The organism is Glutamicibacter sp. BW80 (assembly GCF_002332385.1).
Taxonomy (GTDB): Bacteria; Actinomycetota; Actinomycetes; order Actinomycetales; family Micrococcaceae; genus Glutamicibacter.
On sequence record NZ_NRGV01000033.1, the window covers coordinates 36,557 to 57,026 of the forward strand.

Below are 20,470 nucleotides of genomic sequence, written 5' to 3' on the forward strand. Positions count from 1 at the left end.
TGTGCAGTGCCTCTAGCTTTACTGGTCTGAAATCGACTTTTCAGCGAATTACTTGGTGCGATGCGTAAACAGCGGCACGAAGCGCTCACCGGCGGTCAGCGAGCCATGCTGGCCAATCATGTCAAAGGCCATCGGAGCCACCCGCCGCCCATCGTAGAACGCGATCGCTTCGGCTGCCATGATGATCAAGTCGCCCATGCGAGCGGCATGGGCATCAGGGATCTTGCCGAAGTACCCTAGATCGATCGCTTCCTCGCGGCTGAGCACCCAGGCCTTCGAGCCGTAGGCCCGTTGCCATGCGTCGCGTACCTGCTGGCGTTGCCCGTCGCTGGTCGCCGCGGCAAAAGTTAAATGCACGCCGCGCGGTTCCCCACTGGTGAGCTCGACTCCCTCGATGAGTTCCGGTTCGAGGCTGAAATCGATGCGCTGTGATTCAGGGACGTCGACCATTCCGTGGTCACCGGTGATCAGCACGGTGGTCTCTTCCGGCAATCGGGAGACCAGCGATTTGATGACGTAGTCAATTTCTTCGAGGGTGTCGCGCCACTGGCTGGAATCCACACCGAATTTGTGGCCGACTTTATCTAGTTCATTAAAGTAGGTATACACCAGTGCGTTGCGGTGGCTGGCAAAAACTTCTTGAGTGGCCCGGGCCCGTGCGGTAATTTGTTTTGCCGCCACAAATTTCGGTCCGCGCAAGGCGGCACGGGTCAATGCAGAATTCGCAAAGAGGGGCAATGAAACCGAAGCAACATGGATGCCGTGTTCATGGACTCGCTCAAATACCGTGGGAACGGTCTGCCAGGATTCTGGCTTCAGGTCCGCGGGCCAGCCGCCAAGTTGGTTAACTACTCGCCGGCGCTCGGGATCGACCACGTCATAGCCGAGCATGCCATGCTCGCCAGGTGCCACACCTGTGGCCAGGCTGGTCAGGCTCGTCGCGGTCGTCGAAGGAAAACCGGTGCCCAGCTTCTGCGCTCGCTCAAAGAGTGAACGTAGGAATGGGGCGTGCGCCGCGTGAGATTTGAACTGATTCCAACCCAGCCCATCAACCATGATCATGCTGACCCGTTTAGTGGGTTTCAGCCCCAGCGGATTCAGGTAGCCGGGAACGCCTAGTGCGTGGGCGGCGGAAGGGAGGATTTCCGACAGTGTCGTTTTCCCGTAGGCAGGGGCCGCAGGCAGGGCCTGCGGCGGCGTAGGCAAAGCGGGGTCACTCAAAATTTGGCTCATACGCAATCAGATAGTTTCTTGTCGCAAACGCACCGCGAACTCGCGTGCCTTGTTGACCGCGCGCTGCCCGTCGGCCTCTGCGCTAACCCGAATCACCAAGTCCTCGGGTTGCGCGGTTCCGTTCAGCCCATGATCTGCATCGCACTGCGGATCGGTGCAGGGAGCAGGGGCGAGGTCGATTCGGCTCGTCCCGTTCCATGACATGCCGAAGGTCAACTCACGCACCTCATCGCCTGTGCGGTAATGCTGTGGCTGGTGATAGACATAATTGGTAGCGACCGAGGCGATACGTCGCAAAGAGATCATTTCGGTCGAGACCTGAGCCACGACATTATTGCCGTGGTCATCGAGCTGCTGATCGTCTACGTGGATGATGAACAAGACTTTTTCGCTGAGCACCAAGACCGTGATGTGGCGGTGCACTTCGGTGTGGTCGAAGTGCGTCTCCAGATGGACATAGTGGTCAAGCACCGGTTGGGACATCATTGCTTCGGCTAGGACGTCCTGCACCATCTGCGGGTAGAAGCCGGCCCTGACCAGGTCGTGCTGCAATTCAGCACCAGCGGTAGTGGAATACGTTGGTGAGTTCATAACCTAATTCTACCGAGTGCAACGGACCAATTCATCCAAGCCACCCCTCAGCTCAACTTCGCAGGGCCCGTCGCACGCTATCGGTACGCTGTTCGGTATTGCCGATCTTCATGCTGACCCCCAGGACACTCAGCGAATCCTGAGCCACGCTAACCGGCGCAAAGTTCATAATCGTCACCGCTGGGTGATGGTCCTTGAGCATCGAGACGCGAGTGATGAAGTCTTTCAGGGATTCCAGGTCTACCGCCGGCAGACCCTGATAGCCAAGGAGCCGAACGCTGCTACGCGGGCGCCGAATCAGGTTGTCGAGGTCTTCCGTGGTCAGTGGCGCCACGCCGTGGGCCCAATCGTCGAGCAGGTTCACCGGATCGCCGCTCAGCCCAAAGGAGATCACCGGTCCGAGCAGCGGGTCTTCCACCGCCTTGATCACGCAGGCTTGTCCGGCCGGTGCCATGGATTGCACTTCGAGCGAGGTCACGTCGTACGAGGCCATGAGGGCGCTCATATGTTTGAAGTTTGCCTCTAGGCTCTGCGCATCTGGAATGTTTAATCGAACGCCGCCCAGATCGAGGCGTTGGCGCATATCCGGATCGTTGGCTTTCAGCGCGACCGGCCAACCGAGCCGGTCGGCAGCCTCCAACGCTTGTTCAGCTGACCTGACCACCGTCGAATCGAATACCTTGATGCCATAGTAGCCAAGGAGTTTACTGGACTGTTCGTGGTTCAGCTCTTTCAGTTCGGTACCGACGATGTCGCCGACCAGCTGTTCAAGGTACTCATGCGCGCCGGCAACATCCACATCTGTGGGTTCCGGCAGGGCTTGAAAAGGGACATTCATCCACTGGCTATAGCCGTACGCTTTGGACAGCGCGCCAACGGCCTCGGTAGGCGAGGTAAACACCGGAATTCCTTGATGCACACCCTCACGGAATTTCGGATCCGCGATGCCTGGCATGAGGGCAATGACGGGCTTGTCCTGCCCACTGAATTCGGTCAGCACCTTGATCACCGATTGCGCGCTTATCCCGATGGCCGGAAGATGCGCCACGATCACCGAGTGCACCTGCGGGTCTTGCACCAGTTCGGTCACCCGCGCACGCAATTTCGAAATCGATCGTGATTCTCCGAGCGAGTAATCCAATTCTTCACTCTGCGCGGTGGCGAACAGGTTGCGTCCCACCGTGACATCACCGACGATTTCGGCCAGGGCCAAAGAGTTTGAGAGCACCGCTACTTGTGGTCCGGCAGGGGCCGGGAATACCGACAGCAGCGAGGCGACGTCCATGAGCTCTTCGATGGACCTCACCCGGATCACCCCGGATTGCCGCAGCATCGCATTCAACGCCGCCGGCGGGGCCTCGCCCAAGCGCACCGAGTGCCCCGGTGGTATCCGCCGGCCCATCAGGTCCGATTTAGCCACGATCACCGGCTTGCTGCGCGCCAGGCGACGGGCGATGCGGGAGAACTTACGTGGATTGCCGAAGGATTCCAAATGCATCGCCACGACGCCGGTGCGCTTGTCATCCTCGAAATACTGCATCGCGTCATTGCCTGACACATCTGCGCGCAGCCCGGCTGAGATGGCGCTGCTTTGGCCGACCGCGCGTTGCATCGCCGCGCCTTGCAAAACAATGCCCATAGCTGCCGACTGGCTGAACAGACCGACCGGCCCTGCCTGCGGCAATTCGCTTGCCAGCGAGGCGTTGAGGCGGATCTGCGGATCGGTATTGAGCACTCCCAAGGATGCTGGGCCGATGACGCGCATGCCGTTTGCCCTGGCCAGCGCCACCAGCTTGCGTTGGGCCACTAGGCCGTCGGCGGTCTCATAACCGGCGGTCATGAGAATCAGGCTTTTCACTCCGTGCGCGCCACAGTCCTGGATGGTTTCCAGAACCCGTTCTCGTGGCACGCAGATAATTGCCAAGTCCACCGGGCCGGGGACGTCGGTGATATTTCCATAACTCAGCAGCCCGCCGACCTCGAAGGCCTGCTCGTTGACGGCATAGATGGTCCCGGTAAATCCGCCTTCGACGAGCCGGTCCAGCACGTCGTGGCCGATACTCCCCCAGGCGCGGCTGGCACCGATCACCGCTACGGCGGACGGTGCGAGGACCCCGGCAACGCTGCTCGCTTCGGCACGGTGTTCTCGTGCTTCGGTGACTTCCTTCGATTTCTCGGTGGGGCTGATGGGGAATTCCAGCATGATCACCCCATCTTCGAAGTGCCGGGCCACCGCATAGCCGGCATCCGAGAACACAGTGAGCATCTTGCGGTTTTCCGGCAGGATTTCGGCGGTGAATTTGACTATGTCGTTTTCCCGCCCGGCGGCGGCAAGGTGCTCGAGCAGGATTGAACCGATCCCGGTGCCTTGGTATTCGTCCGAGACGTTGAAGGCGACCTCGGCTTCGGCCGGATTCTCCAGCCGGTCGTAGCGGCCTACCCCGATGATCTTCGAACCGCGCAGCACGGTGAAGGCCACCCGGTTGCGATGATCGACATTGGTGAACCGTTCAAGCTCTTTAGGAGTCAGCGACGACTTGTACGTAAAATAGCGTAGGTAAACCGAAGTTTCAGATTGCTGTTTATGCATGTCTTGCAAGGCTTGAGCATCTTGGGGCGTAATTGGCCGAAGATGCGCGGTCGTGCCGTCGCGAAGAACAACATCTGCTTCCCAGTGGGCTGGATATGCCGCTGAAAGTTTACGATCCACCATAGGCTTAGAATAGTCGCGCTTTCGCGTTTGCGCCCAGCTGCAACACGAAATCCGACATTTTAGGCCGTGAAGCAGCAGATGAAGGGCGAAGGCAGAGTAATGGCTCGCAAAAAAACTCCCGAGATTCCCGAGGATTTCGTCGAGAACATCGTCGATATCGATGTCACCAGCGAAATGGAATCCTCCTTCTTGGAGTACGCCTACTCGGTGATCTATTCGCGTGCGCTACCGGATGCCCGAGATGGCCTGAAGCCGGTGCAGCGACGCATCCTCTTCCAGATGGCCCAAATGGGCCTGCGCCCGGAGAAGGGCCACGTGAAGTCCGCTCGTGTGGTCGGGGAGGTCATGGGCAAGCTCCACCCGCACGGGGACACCGCGATCTACGATGCGATGGTTCGTCTGGCGCAGAGCTTCTCGCTGCGCTTGCCGCTGATCGATGGCCACGGCAACTTCGGTTCGCTCGATGACGGACCGGCCGCCCCGCGTTATACCGAGGCCCGGCTCGCGGCCTCCGCGGTGGCGATGACCGCAAACCTCGACGAAGACGTGGTGGACTTCGTCCCCAACTATGACAACCAGTTCATACAGCCCGAAGTTCTGCCTGCGGCGTTCCCCAACCTGCTGGTTAACGGCACCACCGGTATCGCGGTGGGCATGGCCACGAATATGGCCCCGCACAATCTCAATGAGGTAGTCGCCGCGGCGCAGCACTTGATCGCGAATCCGGATGCACCGGTTGAAGAACTGATGAAGTTCGTTCCGGGTCCGGATCTGCCCTCCGGCGGCACGATTGTGGGACTTGACGGCGTCAAGGACGCCTATCGCTCCGGCCGCGGCGCATTCCGCACCCGCGCCACCGTGAACCTGGAAAAGATCTCCGCCCGCAAATCCGCGCTGGTGGTCACCGAGCTGCCCTACACGGTAGGGCCCGAAAAAGTCATCGAGAAGATCAAGGACGGCGTCAACAACAAGAAGATCGTTGGCGTCTCCGATGTCGTTGACCTCACCGACCGCCACCATGGTCTGAAGCTTGTGATCGAGCTCAAGAACGGCTTCAACCCGAACGCCGTGCTGGCCGCTCTCTACAAGTACACCCCGATGGAAGACTCCTTCGGGATAAATAATGTGACCCTGGTCGAGGGGCAGCCGCGCACCTTGGGACTGCGCGAACTGCTGACCGTCTATGTGGAGCACCGTATCGATGTGGTCCGCCGGCGGACCGCGCACCGTCTGGCCAAGCGCGAAGACCGGTTGCACCTGGTCGAGGGGCTGCTGATCGCGATTCTCGACATCGATGACGTCATCGCAATCATCCGTTCCTCCGAGCAGACCGCCGAAGCCCGCGAACGGCTGATGACGGTCTTCGATCTCAGCGAACCACAGGCAAGCCACATTCTGGAACTGCGCCTGCGCCAGCTGACCAAGTACTCGCGGATCGAGCTGGAGGCCGAGGCCGAACAGCTGCGCGCTGAAATCGCCGAACTGCGCGAAATCCTGGGCGACGATCAGAAGCTGCACGCCCTGGTTTCCGCGGAGCTCGGGCAGATGGCGGAGACCTTCGGCACGCCGCGGCGCACCAAGCTGAACAAGTCCTCCGCCCTCGAACCGCTGAAGGGCACCGCTCTGCCCGAAGAGGTAGGCACCGGAAAAACAGCGAAACTGGCCCTGGAAGTCTCCGATTCGCCCTGCTTCGTGCTGCTCTCGGCCACCGGGCAGATCGCCCGCACCCATGACCGGAGCCCGCTGGACTTCTCCTCCGCACGCATCAAGCACGATGTGCTCTCCTCCCAGGTCCCCTCGACCGCCCGCGGAGAGATCGGCGCGCTGACAACCACCGGGCGGATGATCCGCATTTCGTTGATCGATGTGCCGGTGCTGCCCGAAACTCATGGCTTCCCGCAGCTGGCCAATGGTGTTCCGGTCGGCGAATTCCTGAAGCTTGAAAAGGGCGAACGCGTGGTGGCGTTGCTGCCGCTGAACCGGGTCTTCGCTCTGGGCACGCAAAATGGCGTAGTCAAACGCGTCACCCCCGATTATCCGTTGAATCGCGAAGAGTTCGAGGTGATCACCTTGAAGGACGGCGATGTCGTCGTTTCGGCCGCACCGGCCGAGGACTCCGATGAGCTGGTCTTCCTGACTCGCCAGGCCCAGCTATTGCGATTCCCCGCCACCGCCGTGCGTTCGCAGGGGCGTACCGCCTCGGGCATGGCCGGTATCAAGCTGGCCGGAGAGGACAGGGTCATTCATTTCGGCGTGGTGGGCCAGGCCAATGAGGACGCGGTCGTGGCGACCATAGCTTCCGGATCGCAGACCCTTCCGGGAACCTCGGGCCAGTCGGTGAAGCTCAGTTCCTTCAGCGAGTTCCCCGTGAAGGGACGCGCGACGGCCGGAGTGCGGGCACACCGCTTCGCCAAGGGCGAGGACTACCTGGCGCTGGGCTACGCCGGTTATGGGCCGGCCCGCGCCAGTTCGGCCGCCGGGGTGGTGCGCGCCTTGCCGACCGAATTCGCCAAGCGTGATGGTTCCGGCGCCCCGCTGGCGCAGACGATCAACATTCTCGGCGGTTCCCTTCCGGGCCAAGCTCCGGCCGGTGCGGTGGCCGGCAGTGAGCCTGGCGCGCCTGCTCCGCAGCAGAGCGACGCCGCCCCGGCCGCCAAGCCCCGGGTGAAACCAGAGCTGCATCCCGGAGAGGACACCTTGCCGTTCTCCGATGGCGGCGTGCTGCTCTGACAGGCGGCTGCTTTTAGCTGGCGGGTGCGAGGGTTCGGTCCAAGCAGATCGACCCCTCGCAGATTTCGGCCAGCTTCGGCTCGTGGGTGATCAGCACGACGGTCCGCCCGGCGAGCGCGGCACGCAGCGTGCGGATTAGTTCGGCACTTTCATCAACGCCTAGGTGCGCGGTCGGTTCATCGAGCAGGATCACCTGCTGCCCGCCGACCAGGGCTCGGGCGACCGCAAGTTTGCAGCGTTGCCCGCCGGAGAGCCGGTGCCCGCCGCTGCCGATCCGCGTCTCGAGCCCGGCAGGTTGTGCCGCATACCAGCCGGCGAGCCCTACCCGGTGCAGGATTCCGATGAGCGCTTCGTCGGACGCCGGCGCCGCGCTGTTGGCTGCCAGGTTCAGGTTCCGTCGAAGAGTGGAATCGAATAGGTGCGCTTCTTGCGGGCACCAAGCCACCGAATCCATCGCCCCTTGCTCCAGGGCGCGGTAGTTGCCGTGCTCATCGATGCTTTCCAGGCGTCCCCCGCTCGCGGGCAGGGCACCGAGCAAGGCGGTGAGCAGCGTGGATTTACCCGAGCCTGAGGTTCCGGTCAAGGCGGTCCACTCTCCGGGGCGGATCTGCGCGTCCAAGTTGCTGATCACCGGGTTACCGGGCACGTAGCCCAGTTCCAGCCCGGCCAGCCGGTAGCCGTGGACCGTGTAGCCAGGTTGCGTTGCGGTTGCGCCTGGTCGGGCAGTTCCCTGCTCCCCTACCCCGCGGCCTGCAAGCTGATCGGTCAGCTCGTGCAAGGCTCGTCCCTGCTGGATCGCGCCCAGTGCGCTAGCTGCCGGTTCTGCCAGGGACAGGGCCAGCAGCACGGCCAGGGCGGTGAACGATGCGCTGCTTTGTGAGAGGGTCACCAAGGCCGTGGCAAGCAGCACCGTGGTTAGCGCGGCCAGGGCCGGGGCGGTGCCTTGGCCATAGGCGTGGCGGCGAGCCCGGGCGGTATTCCGGCTTTCGGCCCGGGCAAGCTTGTGGAGCACCGGACCGAGGCTGCCGTAGGCACGTAGCGCTTCCTTATTGCGCAGAGTGGATAGCACCAGTTGGTTCAGCTGCAAGCGATGGCGCAGCGCCAGAGCCAGGTGCCTCCCCTCGACGAGTTTCACCAGCCAGCGCGCCGGGAAGGCCAGAAAGAGCCCGGCGCCAAGTGCTGCGTAGCCGAACTCTGGCTGGATCTGGAAAAGCACCACGGTACCAAGAGCCCACACGATCAGTGCTTGCAAGGGTGGGAAGAGCACTCGGGCAAGGGCGTCGCGTAATTCGTCGACTTCGGCGAGCAGATACCGCAGCACCACCGAGGAGCGGCTCATCATGCCCCAGCGTGCGGGGTTGGCGACCATGGCGTTCCACAGCTTTTCACGCAAGGCCCCGGCATAGCCGAGCACCGCGTCGTGGATGGCGAGTTGCTCCAGATACCTGAATACCGCGCGCCCGATGCCCAAGGTGCGCACCATGACAAAGGCGACCGTGAGGTGCAGGATGGCCGGCTGGTAGCTGGCTTCGACGATGAGCCAGCCGCTGAGCCCGGCGAGCGCAACGGCGCAGAGGATGGAGAGCGCCCCGTAGCACAGCGCCTTGCGGGCGGCCCGATAGTTGCCCATGACTTCCCGGCGTGGGTTCCACCGGGGATTGCCCTCTGGTTTCCCCTGGGGCGCGGCCCCGCCGCGCATCGGCGCCTGGGATACTGCGCGCAGGTGATCGGGCGTTGGCTGGCGGGTGCTCAGCGTGGGGCCGGTTTCGGTGATGAGCGGGTCGTGGCTGGCCACCAGCATGGCGCAATCCTCAGGTAGTTCGGCGAGCAGCCGGCGGACCGCGGCCGCGTTCTGTTCGTCCAGATGGGCCGTGGGCTCATCGGCCAGCAGCAGCCGGCAGCTGGGCACCGAGTGCAGCCGCAATAGCGCGCGCAGCACCTCGAGCCTGCGGAGTTCCCCTGGCGAGTACTCCGCTATGGCCCGAGGCAGCATGGCGCGCAGGTTCAGTTCGGCAGCTAGCCTTTCGGTCAGCTCTTTGGGCGCCTCTGGTGCGTCTTGTGCTATCTGCTCGGTTCCCGTCTGGGCGTTGAACTGCGGGTGCTGGCTGATGCATGCCAATTCTCCGGCCACAAAGATTTCCCCGCTCACCAGCTCGGCGGCGAACTCATTGCTGCTGGTTTGCGCCTCGGCGATGAGCTTGAGCAGACTGGTTTTTCCGCTACCGCTTGCGGTGCTCAGCAGCTGGCGGTCTCCGGCGCGCAGGTCCATACTGAAATCGCTATAGATCGGGTTCTGCCCCGGGTATCGAAGCGACAGTTTTCGCACTTCGAGCACATTGGCCTTGCGCATCGGGCCGGTCGGGGCGCGCAGCGAGCTGGCGGGCGTGCCCTGTATTTGTTTGCGGTAGCGTTCGTAGGCTGCGAGCCCGTCATCGGCCGCATGGTAGGCCGAACCGACCTCGCGCAAGGCGATGAACAGTTCGGGCGCGAGGATCAAGATGGTCAGCCCGGCGGCCAGATCCATGTTTCCGCCAACGAGTCGAACACCGATGAGTACGGCGAGCACCGCAACCGAAAGCGTTGAGATCAATTCCAGCCAGAAGCTGGACATGAAAACGGTCCGCAGGTTCTGCATGGTCGCGGCCCGGTAGCGTTCGCTGACCTGCGCGATGGCGTGCCCTTGGTGGCGGGCACGCCCCAATCCGAGCAGCGCCGGCAGCCCTTGGGCGAGTTCATAGAGTTGATTGGCTAGGGCGTCGAGCTTGGCCTGCGACTGCTCGATGGTGTCTTGAGTGTGCATCCCGATGAGCGCCATGAATACCGGAATCAGCGGAATTGTCAGCAGCAGCACCAGGGCACTGAGCCAATCGATCCGCAAGATGTAGATCCCCAGAAGCAGTGGGACAACCGTGGCGCCGATCAGCGCGGGAATGAATTTGGTGAAGTAGTCATCGAGCTTTTCAATGCCATGGCCTGCCAACGTCGAAGCCTCCGCCAGCGACAGGTCATTTCGCTGATCTGCAAGGATCCCCGGGCGCGAAGCGGCGGATGCGATCAGATTTGCGCGCATCTGCTCTTTCGCTCCGGCCCCCAAGCGCCGGGAGCCTGCGTTGAGTCCCCAGACTCCCACTGTGCGCAAGGCCGCCCCGCCCAGCGCCAACCAGAGCAGCAGCTGCTGGTGCGGCTGCCCGAGGGACATCTGGGTAATCCACGTGGCCAACGTGTAGGCCACGAGGATCAGCCCGCTGGTTTTGAGCACCGAGAAGGCCGCCAGCAGGGCAACCTGTCGGCGGGGCAGCAGGTCGCGAGGCAAAAAGCGGGGCGCAGACATGATCGGTTCCTTTCGAGCTGGCTAAATTACTTCACGACCGAGGTCACCAAGTGATCCTCCGGTATATGCTTTTCGCTGATGCGTTTGCGAAATACCCAGTAGCTCCAGGACTGGTAAGCAAGCACCAGGGGAACGCCGAAGGCGGCCACGATGCTCATCAGCTTCAGCGTGTAGGGCGAGCTCGACGCGTTATCGATGGTCAAATCAAAGGCTGCGTCAAGAGTCGAGGGAAGCACCACCGGGAAGGCTGCGACGAAGATCGCGGCCACCGCGGCCAAGAGCGTGATGCCCAGAGCGATGAAGGAGCGAGCTTCATGTCCCGACCGTGCGCTCATCCATGCGCCGCACACCGCGATCAGGGCCAGCCCGAGGAGTCCCCAGGCAGCGGGTGAGCGCTGCCCGAGCAGGACGACCAGGGACCACAGCAGCAATGGTGCGATGCACAGCGGGAGCCAACGGACAAAGAGCCTGCCCGAACGTGCACGGATTGGCCCGTCGGTCTTCAGCCGCAGGAAGGCGATCGAGTGGATCCAGCTAAAGGCCACCACCGCTACACCGCCGAGTATTGCGGACCAGGTGAGCCAGGCGAAGGGCCCGCCGACCCGGTCGCCATTTTCGTTCAGCGGCAGGCCGAGAGTGGTCAGGGCGAGCATTGCGCCGACCCCGAAAGCCGCAACAAGCGACCCCCAGCCCAGGGCCAGATCCCACAGTCCGCGAGTTCTGCTGCTTACGGCTTTTCCGCGGTACTCGATGGCTACCGCACGGAAGATCAATGCCACCAGCACGAGGGTCAGCGGGAGGTACAGCGCGGAAAACAGTGACGCATACCAGTAGGGGAAGGCCGCGAAGGTTGCCCCCGCGGCGGTCAGCAGCCAGACCTCGTTTCCGTCCCAGACCGGGCCGATGGTGTTGAGCAGCACCCGCTTGTGCTTTTCGCCGCCGCGGCCCAGACCGATCTGCATGCCGATGCCGAGGTCGAAACCTTCCAGAAATAGATAGCCGGTCCAGAGCACGGCGATGAGGATAAACCAGAGAGTAGGAAGCCAATCCATTGCTATCGCCTGTCTAATATGCGAAGGCGAGAACGTCGCCCTCGTCGTCGCTAGGGTCTTTGTCCGATGTCTGCTCGTGATCCCGCAGTTCCGGCATGGCCGATCCGGTGCCTCCCCGGATGTATCGGGTGAGCAGCACCAGTTCCACCACCAGCAACACCCCATAAACCAAGGTCAGCGTGATCAAGGAGAACAGCATTTCTCCGGCGCTCACGGTGGGGGAAACCGAGGCGGCGGTGTACATGAACACTTGGTCCACCCCGCCCATCTGAGGGTTCGGCGCCACGGTGAATGGCTGCCTGCCCATTTCGGTGAAGATCCAGCCCGCCGAGTTCGCGCCGAAGGGGGCTGCGATGCTCAGCAGCGCTAGCCGTGAAAGCCATTTGCTGTAGGGCACAGTCCCCTTGCGGGTGAGCCACAGCGCCAGGGCCGCAGTGACCGCCGAAAGCCCGCCGAGGGTGATCATCAGCCGGAATCCCCAGTACGTTACTTCCATCACCGGAAGGTAGCTGATCTCTTCGCCTGCATATTGCCCGAAGGCCGGGTCATCTGGGTAGTGGCTTCCGTACTTTTCCTGGTATTCGGGAATCAGCGTGTTCACGCCCTTGACCGGAGTCTCAAAGTCGCCATTGGCGAGGTAGGACAAAAGCCCCGGCAGTTCGAAGACCGCAACGACGTCGTCACAAGTGGTCGCCCCTTCGGTGCTCACGTTGCCCAGCGTGAGTACCGAGAACCCGGTTCCGTCGTGGCATGCGGCTTCGGCGGCAGCCATCTTCATGGGCTGCTGCTCGAACATGAGCTTTGCTTGTTCATGGCCGGACAGCGCAACTCCAGCGAAGGAGACCACGGCGATCACTGCGCCGATGCGCAATGAAGTGATCCAGACTTTGTGATCCTTTCGATCTCGCACCCGGCCCTTAGCCGGGTCCTCGCCGACGATGACTCGTCCATTGGCATCAACGCTGTCGATGCCTTCCTTGCGGCGGCGGTAGAGGTGGAACCAGGAGATGCCCAGCAGGAAGCCTCCGGCGACCGCGAATGCTCCGAAAATTGTGTGCGGGAAGGTCACCAGTGCGGTGTTGTTGGTGAATACCGCCCAGGCGTCGGTCATCACCGCGCGCCCGTCGATGAGCTCAGTGCCTACCGGATGCTGCATCCAGGAGTTGGCGACCAGAATGAAGTAGGCCGAAAGGATCGCCGCCAGCGAGGCGCACCAGATGGTGGCTAGGTGTATCCGCGGAGGTAGTTTTTTCCAGCCAAAGATCCACAGCCCGAGGAAGGTGGACTCGACGAAGAAGGCGAGCAGCGCCTCCATGGCCAGGGGTGCGCCGAAGACATCGCCCACGTATCGACTGTATTCGCTCCATGCCATTCCAAATTGGAACTCCTGGACGATGCCCGTAGCTACCCCCATGATGAAGTTAATGAGGAAGAGCTTGCCCCAGAACTTCGTCATGCGCAGCCAGTGTTCGTTGCCGGTTCGGTGCCAGACCGTCTGCATCACGGCAACGGTGAGTCCGAGGCCAATGGTTAGCGGCACCATCAGGAAGTGGTACACGGTGGTAATGCCAAACTGCCACCGAGCAATCTCTAATACATCCATGGATTCCTCAACTGTCCCGAGAAGTCGATACTTCATTTTCTACATGTCGTAGAAAATGCCCGTATTGCCAGAATAGACCAATTTCGACAGCTTGTAGAACTCGTGGACCACCGGAAGGGCGGCAGTTTCCTAGGGATGAAAAAGCCAAGATTCCTAGCATTGACACAGAAAGGACTTTCTGAAAGAAAAAACCCCAAGTCAACACCAAGCAGCACCACCCGCTGGCCGATCCAAGGCGGTTATCCGCAAACCCAGTCATCACTCGATATTTTTACGCCACGTAGAAATATCGGACAAACGCCTATATAATGAAATTTCCAAGCAGAATGCTTTCCCCACCCTGTGGAGGTTGGCAGCACTGCATCAGCACTAAAGCAAGTGAGGTAAGACCTGGTGGCCAGCCTTGGCGATCTGGAACGCTCCGTCATGGACCTGCTGTGGGATTCTGCAGAACCGCTTACCGCTAACGATCTTCGTGATGCCCTAGCGGCACTCGGTACTGATGCAAAAGAACTCGCAGTTACCACGGTACTTACCGTGTTGGCCCGACTGGAGAAGAAGGGACTTGTGGCGCGGGAACGCTCCACTCGTCCACATCGTTACACCGCGTCCTCGTCTCGCGAGGACCATACTGTTGGACTGCTAAACGACGCTTTGGGCACCGCTCAAGATCGCGAAGCCGTCCTCGCCCGATTTATCGGAGGAATCTCGGCTGATGAAGCAGTCTCCCTGCGTGCTATCTTGGATTCTGTAAAGACTGTCTGAGTAACATGAACTTCGGGGACTGAGTGCTTCTCACCTCATATTTCCTAGCGGCGTTGGCTATCGTCTTGGCGTGGCCGACGCCGTTGGCATTGTCTAAAGCAAAATGGACCGCGCGCGCCCCGGTGGCGGCGGTATTGCTCTGGCAAGCGATCGCCCTGGGCGGTGGCCTGTCCATGATCGGCTCGATGCTTGTCTGGGGGCTGACCCCGCTCGGCAACGACCTCATCTCCGCGCTGCATGCTAGTTGGCTTCTGGTCACCGGCGATCCCAGCATTAAGTACCCCGGCGTCGTTCACTTATTTGCGCTCAGTACAGCATTGCTCTTCGCTTTCCATCTGGTGCTCACCCTGGTGAGAGCTTCGTGGCGCACGACCCTGCAAAGAGCCAGGCACCGTCAGCTCTTGCGATTGTTGAGCAACCCCTCGCAGACCCGGCCCAATACGCTCGTGCTCGATCACGACCTTCCGGTGGCCTATTGCGTGCCGGGCTTCAACGGATCGGTTACGGTGCTGTCAAAGGGCCTGCTGACCCAGCTCTCCCCCGAGGAACAACGCGCCGTCATCTCGCATGAGAATTCGCATCTCGATCAGCGGCACGATCTGCTGATTCTGGCCTTTACCGCCTGGCACGAAGCATTGCCCTGGCTGCCGACCTCGCGTCTGTCACTGGATGCGGTGCGGCAACTGATCGAGATGCTCGCCGATGACAAAGCACTCGAGGTAGTGGACCGACCGGTTCTGCTTCGCGCCATAGTGAGCGTAGCGTCCTCTATTGCCTCGGTTGGGGCGCCCAAGGATGCCTCAAGCGGAGCCACCGGCGAAGTCGTAGGGATGCCCGGCGGTGAAGTTTCCTCGCGGCGGCTGCAACGCCTGCTGTCACCGGTAGCTCCGCTGAATCGATTGCAGAATTTTGTGGTTCTATCCTGCACGGTGCTGCTCCTGGTGTGCCCCACCGTCTTGCTCATTGCCCCGCGTTTGCTGTCCTGGTAACTAGCCAACGCAAGCGGGAGCATGCCAGCGCTACAAGCTGCGACAAGGCCCTCCCGGACTTGCGGTTAGGCAGGTCATCCGGGAGGGCTATCTCGTGCATAAACATCATGGTCGACTACATGTCGATGCGGTCCCGTTCAAGGTTTTCGGCGCCGGCGATGATGAAGTTCTTGCGCGGAGCCACGTCCGAGCCCATCAGCAAGTCGAAGACTTCCTCGGCCGCCTGAGCGTGTTCGATGCCCACGCGCCGAAGCATCCGATGATGTGGATCCATGGTCGTCTCGGCCAGCTGGTCAGCGTCCATCTCGCCAAGTCCCTTGTAGCGTTGGATCGGTTCCTTATAGCGCTTTCCTTCGGCTTCAATCTTGGCCAGCAGGGCAGACATCTCGGCCTCGGAATAAGTGTAAATTACCTCGTTGGCCTTCGAACCCGGGTTGATCACCTCAATACGATGCAATGGCGGCACGGCTGCATAGACGCGGCCGTGCTCGATCATTGGTCGCATGTATCGATAGAACAGCGTCAACAGCAGCGTTCGAATGTGCGCCCCATCAACGTCGGCGTCCGTCATCAAGATGATCTTGCCGTATCTGGCCTGCTCAATATCGAAGCTACGTCCCGATCCGGCGCCAATCACCTGAATCATGGCAGCGCATTCCACATTCGATAGCATGTCCGAAATGGAGGCCTTCTGCACGTTGAGGATCTTGCCTCGAATTGGCAGTAGCGCCTGGAATTCGCTGGAACGCGCCACACGCGCAGTACCCAATGCGCTGTCGCCCTCGACAATGAAGAGTTCAGAACGCCCGACTTCTTTGCTCCGGCAATCAAGCAGCTTGGTAGGAAGCGAGGACGACTCGAGCGCGGTTTTGCGGCGCTGAGTTTCCTTATGCATCCGAGCTGAAACCCTGGACTTCATTTCGTTGACAACTTTTTCAAGAAGCGTCGACGCTTCGGCCTTTTCATTGCGTTTGGTGGATGCCAGGCGCTCGTTCAGCGCCTTTTCGACGACCTTCGTGACAATCTGCCGGACCTGCGAGGTACCAAGAATTTCCTTGGTCTGTCCTTCGAATTGCGGCTCGGCAAGTCGCACGGTGAGCACCGCGGTCAGCCCGGCCATCACATCGTCTTTCTCAATTTTGTCTTTTTGACCGAACTTGAGTTTGCGAGCATTTGCGTGGACGTTCTTGCGGAAAGACTTCAGCAGCGCTTGCTCGAAGCCGGAAATATGCGTTCCGCCTTTAGGCGTGGCAATGATATTCACAAAGCTTTGGATGGTGGTGTCATATCCGATCCCCCAACGCAACGCGACGTCGACCTCGCACACGCGCTGAACATCTTCGATATGGCTCCGCCCGTTCTCGTCGATTACCGGAACCTTCTCGTGGAACGAACCACTGCCATGGACGCGCCACACGTCGGTAACCGATGAATCGCTGCTCAGGTACTCGACGAACTCACTAATGCCGCCGTCGTGCTGGAAGACTTCCTCGTACGGCCCTTCGGCTCCCTCGGTTCCGGCCAGCGCACGTTCGTCGCGCAAGGTGATCCGCAGACCAGGAACCAGGAAAGAGGTCTGACGGGCACGGTTCTGGAGTTCTTCATATGAGAATTTTGCGTCCGACGTGAAGATATGGTCATCTGCCCAATAACGGATACGGGTGCCGGTCACCCCGCGCTTTGCTTTGCCGATGATTTCCGGAACGGTTGCTTTTTCATGAGCGGCGAACGGGGCATCGGCTTTGGGCCGGCCACGATCTGCGAATTTGCCTGGCTCGCCACGGCGGAACTGCATCGAATAGGTTTTGCCGCCGCGATCAACTTCGACGTCTAGCCGGGCCGAAAGAGCATTGACCACCGAAGCTCCTACCCCGTGCAAGCCACCGGAAGCCCCATAGGAGCCGCCGCCGAACTTGCCACCGGCATGCAGTTTGGTAAAGACGACTTCCATGCCGCTCAGACCGGTTTTTGGCTCGATGTCTACGGGAATGCCACGACCGTCATCATGGACCTCGACCGAACCGTCGGCATGCAAGATGACATTGATGGATTGCCCGAAACCGCCGAGCGCCTCGTCGACCGAGTTATCAATGATCTCCCACAGGCAGTGCATCAAGCCGCGAGAGTCGGTAGACCCGATGTACATGCCAGGTCGCTTGCGTACGGCTTCGAGCCCCTCAAGAACGGAGAGATGACGTGCATTGTAATTATCGGCTGAGGCCACGGGGCTGCAATCTCCTACTGACGCGGGAAAAGAATGAACTACATACCATTCTACTCGTTTATGTGTTCGAACTTGGTGCTATCGCCCGGTCGGTAATTCTCCCGAGTCGTCAGCAAAAGTTCTCCACAAGCGCTACGCGGTGAGCGAAAGCGCCCCGATTTAGGGATAAAGTCAAGGCCAAAGCTGGTTGTATAGATTGAACATCGATTTAAGGAGGCTGGCAATGACTACTACTACCACTAGTCGTGAACTAAATGCCCTCGACCGGTGCGACCGATGCGGCGCACAGGCTTATGTACGGGCTGTGCTGGCTTCTAACAGCGGAGAATTACTCTTCTGTGCCCACCACGCACGCTCCGTGGAACCCAAGCTGCGCCCAATCACTTCGGTCTGGCAGGACGAGTCGGCACGACTTTACGAAAAGCCAAAGGTCGACATCAACGACTAAACGAGTGGGACCTATGTCCTATTCAACAGAAGGGTGATCCAGCCGATGCTGGATCACCCTTCTTGCTTTAAGCGCCTGCTTCCCGTGCTACAGCTTAAAAAGAAATGCGGTCGCAGTATCCTCATTAGGGATATTGCGACCGCATGACGTGAAAAATTTAGTCTAGGTAGTCACGCAGAACTTGTGAACGCGATGGGTGGCGCAGCTTCGACATGGTCTTCGACTCGATCTGGCGAATACGCTCACGGGTGACACCGTAAACCTTGCCGATTTCATCTAAGGTCTTCGGCTGACCGTCGGTCAGGCCAAAGCGCATGGCTACAACGCCTGCTTCACGTTCGGACAGGGTGTCCAGAACCGAGTGCAGTTGTTCCTGCAACAGGGTGAAGGAAACCGCATCGGCCGGAACGACCGCTTCGGAGTCTTCGATCAAGTCACCGAACTCAGAGTCGCCATCTTCACCCAGCGGGGTGTGTAGCGAGATTGGTTCGCGACCGTATTTCTGAACTTCAACAACCTTTTCAGGGGTCATATCCAGTTCCTTGGCCAACTCTTCTGGAGTCGGTTCGCGGCCCAGATCCTGAAGCATCTGTCGCTGTACACGTGCCAGCTTATTGATGACTTCAACCATGTGGACCGGGATACGAATGGTACGTGCCTGGTCTGCCATGGCGCGGGTAATGGCCTGGCGGATCCACCACGTCGCGTAGGTGGAGAACTTGAATCCCTTGGTGTAGTCGAACTTCTCGACTGCACGGATCAGACCCAAGTTACCTTCCTGGATCAAGTCCAAGAAGAGCATCCCACGTCCGGTGTAGCGCTTTGCCAGCGAGACAACGAGACGAAGGTTCGCCTCAAGTAGGTGATTCTTTGCGATCTTTCCGTCGTGAATGATCTGCTCGTAGTCCCAGCGCAAGCGCTGGTCGATTGAGCCGTCATCTTTGGAAAGCTTATCGGTAGCGAAAAGCCCTGCTTCGATACGCAGAGCTAAGTCGACTTCCTGCTCTGCGTTCAGCAGTGCGACCTTACCGATCTGCTTCAGGTAGTCCTTGACCGGGTCGGCGGTTGCACCTGCAACCATGACCTGCTGCTGCGGAGCATCATCATCGGCAGAAGACAAGGTGAATCCCTTGGATTCTTCTTCCGGCTTTGCCGAGCCGTCCTTGGCGCCAGCTGCGTCAGCGGCACCCGACTCAGCATCGTCTTCGGACTCTTCAGAACCCTGCTCGACGTCCGACTCCTCGGAAGTTGCAGTCTTCTTTGCGCGAGGCTTAGCCTTCGCACGGGTAGCGCGCTTTTTCGCGACAGGAGTTTCTGCCGTTTCCTCGGCCTCTGCGGCCTCAGCCTCAGTAACCTTACGATTAGCGTTCGTCTCAGAAGATGACACGAATAACCTTTCTAACGATGCGTTCCGGATGCACCTGCCGGTAACACCACTATGACCCTGTCAAGTCCGAATGCGCTGTATCAGTGACTCAACGCGACGGTGGGTACATTGATTACAACGCACCAACCACGTCTAATGTTCCCAAAAACTACGTTTCTGGAACCTAGACAACTCGAACCTAACCGGGTCTGTTTTTTCATTATCCACTAATTCGCCCACAGACACCACTTGACCCGGTCACCCGCGCGTCTGCTAACCCAGCTGGGCACGCCATGCACGCAGTTCGTCCGTAGCCCATTCGGGCATCGATCCGCGATTCATTAGCTCTCGAAGGAGCTGGGCTAGCCGGTAGTCTCCCCGCTCGCTAAGGACTCGATCGATCAAAGCGATGGCCATGGTGCCGCGCCCACGAGCCCATTCGATCCAAGCCAGGATGCACATCAAGGCGTGGCGTTCGCCATCAACTGCAACACCGAGCAGATCACGAGAAACCAACCACAGCCGTTCCAATCGCTTCCAGTCCGGGCTCTGCCACCCTCGCCCCAGGAGGAAATCTGCCAGAGGTTTAACCTGCTCGCCCCCATTGCCAACGCACAATTGTTTGGTCATTTCCATGGTCTGCGCCGTACCGACGCCAGCAAGAAAAGGCAGTACATCACGGACGAGACGAATTCTCAGGCCCGCCAGCATTCGTGCACTGCTCAGCGAACTCGAATGAATGCGTTCTAGTGCTTCATCATCGCTCAGGTTCAGGACTTCTGCCCATTCATCGAGGCTGTCCAGCAGGTCATCGCCAAATGCACCTGTGAGCTCTTGGACTTCTGCCGCGTTAGCCCACGTTGCTATTCCGGTTCCGTCCCAAGGTCGGTCCAACGGAGCAGAACCGGCAAGGACCAGAGACAGGTTGGTTTCTCCCAGCGCGATGTCTGGCCGTGGGAAAGTTACACCGACGTCGCCGTCGTCGTAGTCCCAGACTTTCTCGCGGCAAAGGCACCAGGCTTGTCGCAGTTGAATGCCATGAGGATCAAAGGCTTCTTCGAGTTCGCCGATCATTTGCTGATAGGGAATCTGCTCTGCGATCTTGATGTCTCCCGGTGCGTATACCACTGCGACAACACTGCGCACCTGTGGAAGTCGCCGAAGCAAGCCGAGCACCTGTGCGACCCACGGCCTGCGGTCCACTTCATGAATTTCGCTGGGCAGGTCAACACGAAGCGTCGCTTCGAGGCGTTGCCCAACGATCAGTAGGAGCACCATCGACTTTTGCGGGTGAAAGCCAAGGGCATGGGGAATATAGGCGAGTACGTCATCGCAATCGGACAACGAGAGGGGCTGCCGTTCGGGTGTAGTAGTCATAACCCCACGATGCGCCCCAAGAACTCTTCCGGGCTTCAGTTCAGCGCG

The 20,470-nt window shown here is 60.1% G+C and carries 13 protein-coding genes; 4 read left to right on the forward strand and 9 right to left on the reverse strand.

The genetic code is table 11. The features are described from left to right. Positions 1-48: 48 nt before the first annotated feature. Genes CIK76_RS11100 through CIK76_RS11110 form a run of 3 tightly spaced genes read right to left on the reverse strand, consistent with a single transcriptional unit; the run spans position 49 to position 4,537 of the window. The gene (locus tag CIK76_RS11100; RefSeq protein ID WP_096286403.1) at positions 49-1,233 is read right to left on the reverse strand and encodes a nucleotide pyrophosphatase/phosphodiesterase family protein; all 1,185 of its coding nucleotides are present in this window, start codon (positions 1,231-1,233) and stop codon (positions 49-51) included. Positions 1,234-1,239: 6 nt separating this feature from the next. Further along, positions 1,240-1,824: a DUF5998 family protein gene (locus CIK76_RS11105; RefSeq protein WP_096286405.1), complete on the reverse strand. Its 585-nt coding sequence runs from the start codon at positions 1,822-1,824 to the stop codon at positions 1,240-1,242. Positions 1,825-1,876: 52 nt separating this feature from the next. Next, positions 1,877-4,537 carry a GNAT family N-acetyltransferase gene (locus CIK76_RS11110; protein ID WP_096286407.1) on the reverse strand — a complete coding sequence of 887 codons (2,661 nt, stop codon included), beginning with the start codon at positions 4,535-4,537 and terminating at the stop codon, positions 1,877-1,879. A gap of 99 nt (positions 4,538-4,636) precedes the next feature. Here CIK76_RS11110 and CIK76_RS11115 point away from each other — a divergent pair, with 99 nt between their 5' ends. Further along, a complete protein-coding gene (locus tag CIK76_RS11115) occupies positions 4,637-7,267 on the forward strand; it encodes a DNA topoisomerase IV subunit A (RefSeq protein WP_096286409.1) in 2,631 nt (876 codons plus the stop codon). 13 nt (positions 7,268-7,280) lie between these two features. On the opposite strand, the gene cydC is transcribed toward CIK76_RS11115, so the two are convergent. Genes cydC through CIK76_RS11130 form a run of 3 tightly spaced genes read right to left on the reverse strand, consistent with a single transcriptional unit; the run spans position 7,281 to position 13,253 of the window. After that, positions 7,281-10,598, reverse strand: coding sequence for a thiol reductant ABC exporter subunit CydC (gene cydC, locus CIK76_RS11120; RefSeq protein WP_096286411.1), 3,318 nt, complete (start codon positions 10,596-10,598; stop codon positions 7,281-7,283). 26 nt (positions 10,599-10,624) lie between these two features. Beyond that, on the reverse strand, positions 10,625-11,650 hold the full coding sequence (gene cydB / locus CIK76_RS11125; protein WP_096286413.1) for a cytochrome d ubiquinol oxidase subunit II: 1,026 nt from the start codon (positions 11,648-11,650) through the stop codon (positions 10,625-10,627). Between the two features lie 13 nt (positions 11,651-11,663). Further along, positions 11,664-13,253 (reverse strand): cytochrome ubiquinol oxidase subunit I, encoded by a 1,590-nt coding sequence (locus CIK76_RS11130; protein WP_096286415.1) that lies wholly within the window; start codon positions 13,251-13,253, stop codon positions 11,664-11,666. Between the two features lie 393 nt (positions 13,254-13,646). On the opposite strand from CIK76_RS11130, the gene CIK76_RS11135 reads away from it, so the two are divergent. Together CIK76_RS11135 and CIK76_RS11140 are read left to right on the forward strand one after the other, a co-directional pair. Further along, positions 13,647-14,018 carry a BlaI/MecI/CopY family transcriptional regulator gene (locus tag CIK76_RS11135; protein WP_096286417.1) on the forward strand — a complete coding sequence of 124 codons (372 nt, stop codon included), beginning with the start codon at positions 13,647-13,649 and terminating at the stop codon, positions 14,016-14,018. A gap of 23 nt (positions 14,019-14,041) precedes the next feature. Then, on the forward strand, positions 14,042-15,007 hold the full coding sequence (locus CIK76_RS11140; protein WP_096286419.1) for a M56 family metallopeptidase: 966 nt from the start codon (positions 14,042-14,044) through the stop codon (positions 15,005-15,007). A gap of 115 nt (positions 15,008-15,122) precedes the next feature. Here CIK76_RS11140 and CIK76_RS11145 read toward each other — a convergent pair whose 3' ends face one another. Beyond that, a complete protein-coding gene (locus CIK76_RS11145) occupies positions 15,123-17,231 on the reverse strand; it encodes a DNA topoisomerase IV subunit B (RefSeq protein WP_096286421.1) in 2,109 nt (702 codons plus the stop codon). 223 nt (positions 17,232-17,454) lie between these two features. Between CIK76_RS11145 and CIK76_RS11150 the strand changes: the two genes are divergently transcribed. After that, complete coding sequence (locus CIK76_RS11150; protein WP_096286423.1) at positions 17,455-17,679, forward strand: hypothetical protein; 225 nt, start codon at positions 17,455-17,457, stop codon at positions 17,677-17,679. A gap of 157 nt (positions 17,680-17,836) precedes the next feature. Here CIK76_RS11150 and CIK76_RS11155 read toward each other — a convergent pair whose 3' ends face one another. Continuing rightward, complete coding sequence (locus CIK76_RS11155) at positions 17,837-19,066, reverse strand: RNA polymerase sigma factor (protein WP_096286425.1); 1,230 nt, start codon at positions 19,064-19,066, stop codon at positions 17,837-17,839. Between the two features lie 252 nt (positions 19,067-19,318). Continuing rightward, entirely contained in the window at positions 19,319-20,422 is a 1,104-nt protein-coding gene (locus CIK76_RS11160) for a DUF4192 domain-containing protein (RefSeq protein WP_096286427.1), read from the reverse strand. Positions 20,423-20,470: the final 48 nt, after the last annotated feature.

What these genes read in the sequence shown, in the direction of transcription:
- CIK76_RS11115 (WP_096286409.1), top strand. Translation starts at nt 4,637, where the DNA reads ATGGCTCGCAAAAAAACTCCCGAGATTCCCGAGGATTTCGTCGAGAAC.
- CIK76_RS11160 (WP_096286427.1), bottom strand. Translation starts at nt 20,422, where the DNA reads ATGACTACTACACCCGAACGGCAGCCCCTCTCGTTGTCCGATTGCGAT.
- cydB (WP_096286413.1), bottom strand. Translation starts at nt 11,650, where the DNA reads ATGGATTGGCTTCCTACTCTCTGGTTTATCCTCATCGCCGTGCTCTGG.
- CIK76_RS11105 (WP_096286405.1), bottom strand. Translation starts at nt 1,824, where the DNA reads ATGAACTCACCAACGTATTCCACTACCGCTGGTGCTGAATTGCAGCAC.
- cydC (WP_096286411.1), bottom strand. Translation starts at nt 10,598, where the DNA reads ATGTCTGCGCCCCGCTTTTTGCCTCGCGACCTGCTGCCCCGCCGACAG.
- CIK76_RS11100 (WP_096286403.1), bottom strand. Translation starts at nt 1,233, where the DNA reads ATGAGCCAAATTTTGAGTGACCCCGCTTTGCCTACGCCGCCGCAGGCC.
- CIK76_RS11110 (WP_096286407.1), bottom strand. Translation starts at nt 4,537, where the DNA reads ATGGTGGATCGTAAACTTTCAGCGGCATATCCAGCCCACTGGGAAGCA.
- CIK76_RS11150 (WP_096286423.1), top strand. Translation starts at nt 17,455, where the DNA reads ATGACTACTACTACCACTAGTCGTGAACTAAATGCCCTCGACCGGTGC.
- CIK76_RS11130 (WP_096286415.1), bottom strand. Translation starts at nt 13,253, where the DNA reads ATGGATGTATTAGAGATTGCTCGGTGGCAGTTTGGCATTACCACCGTG.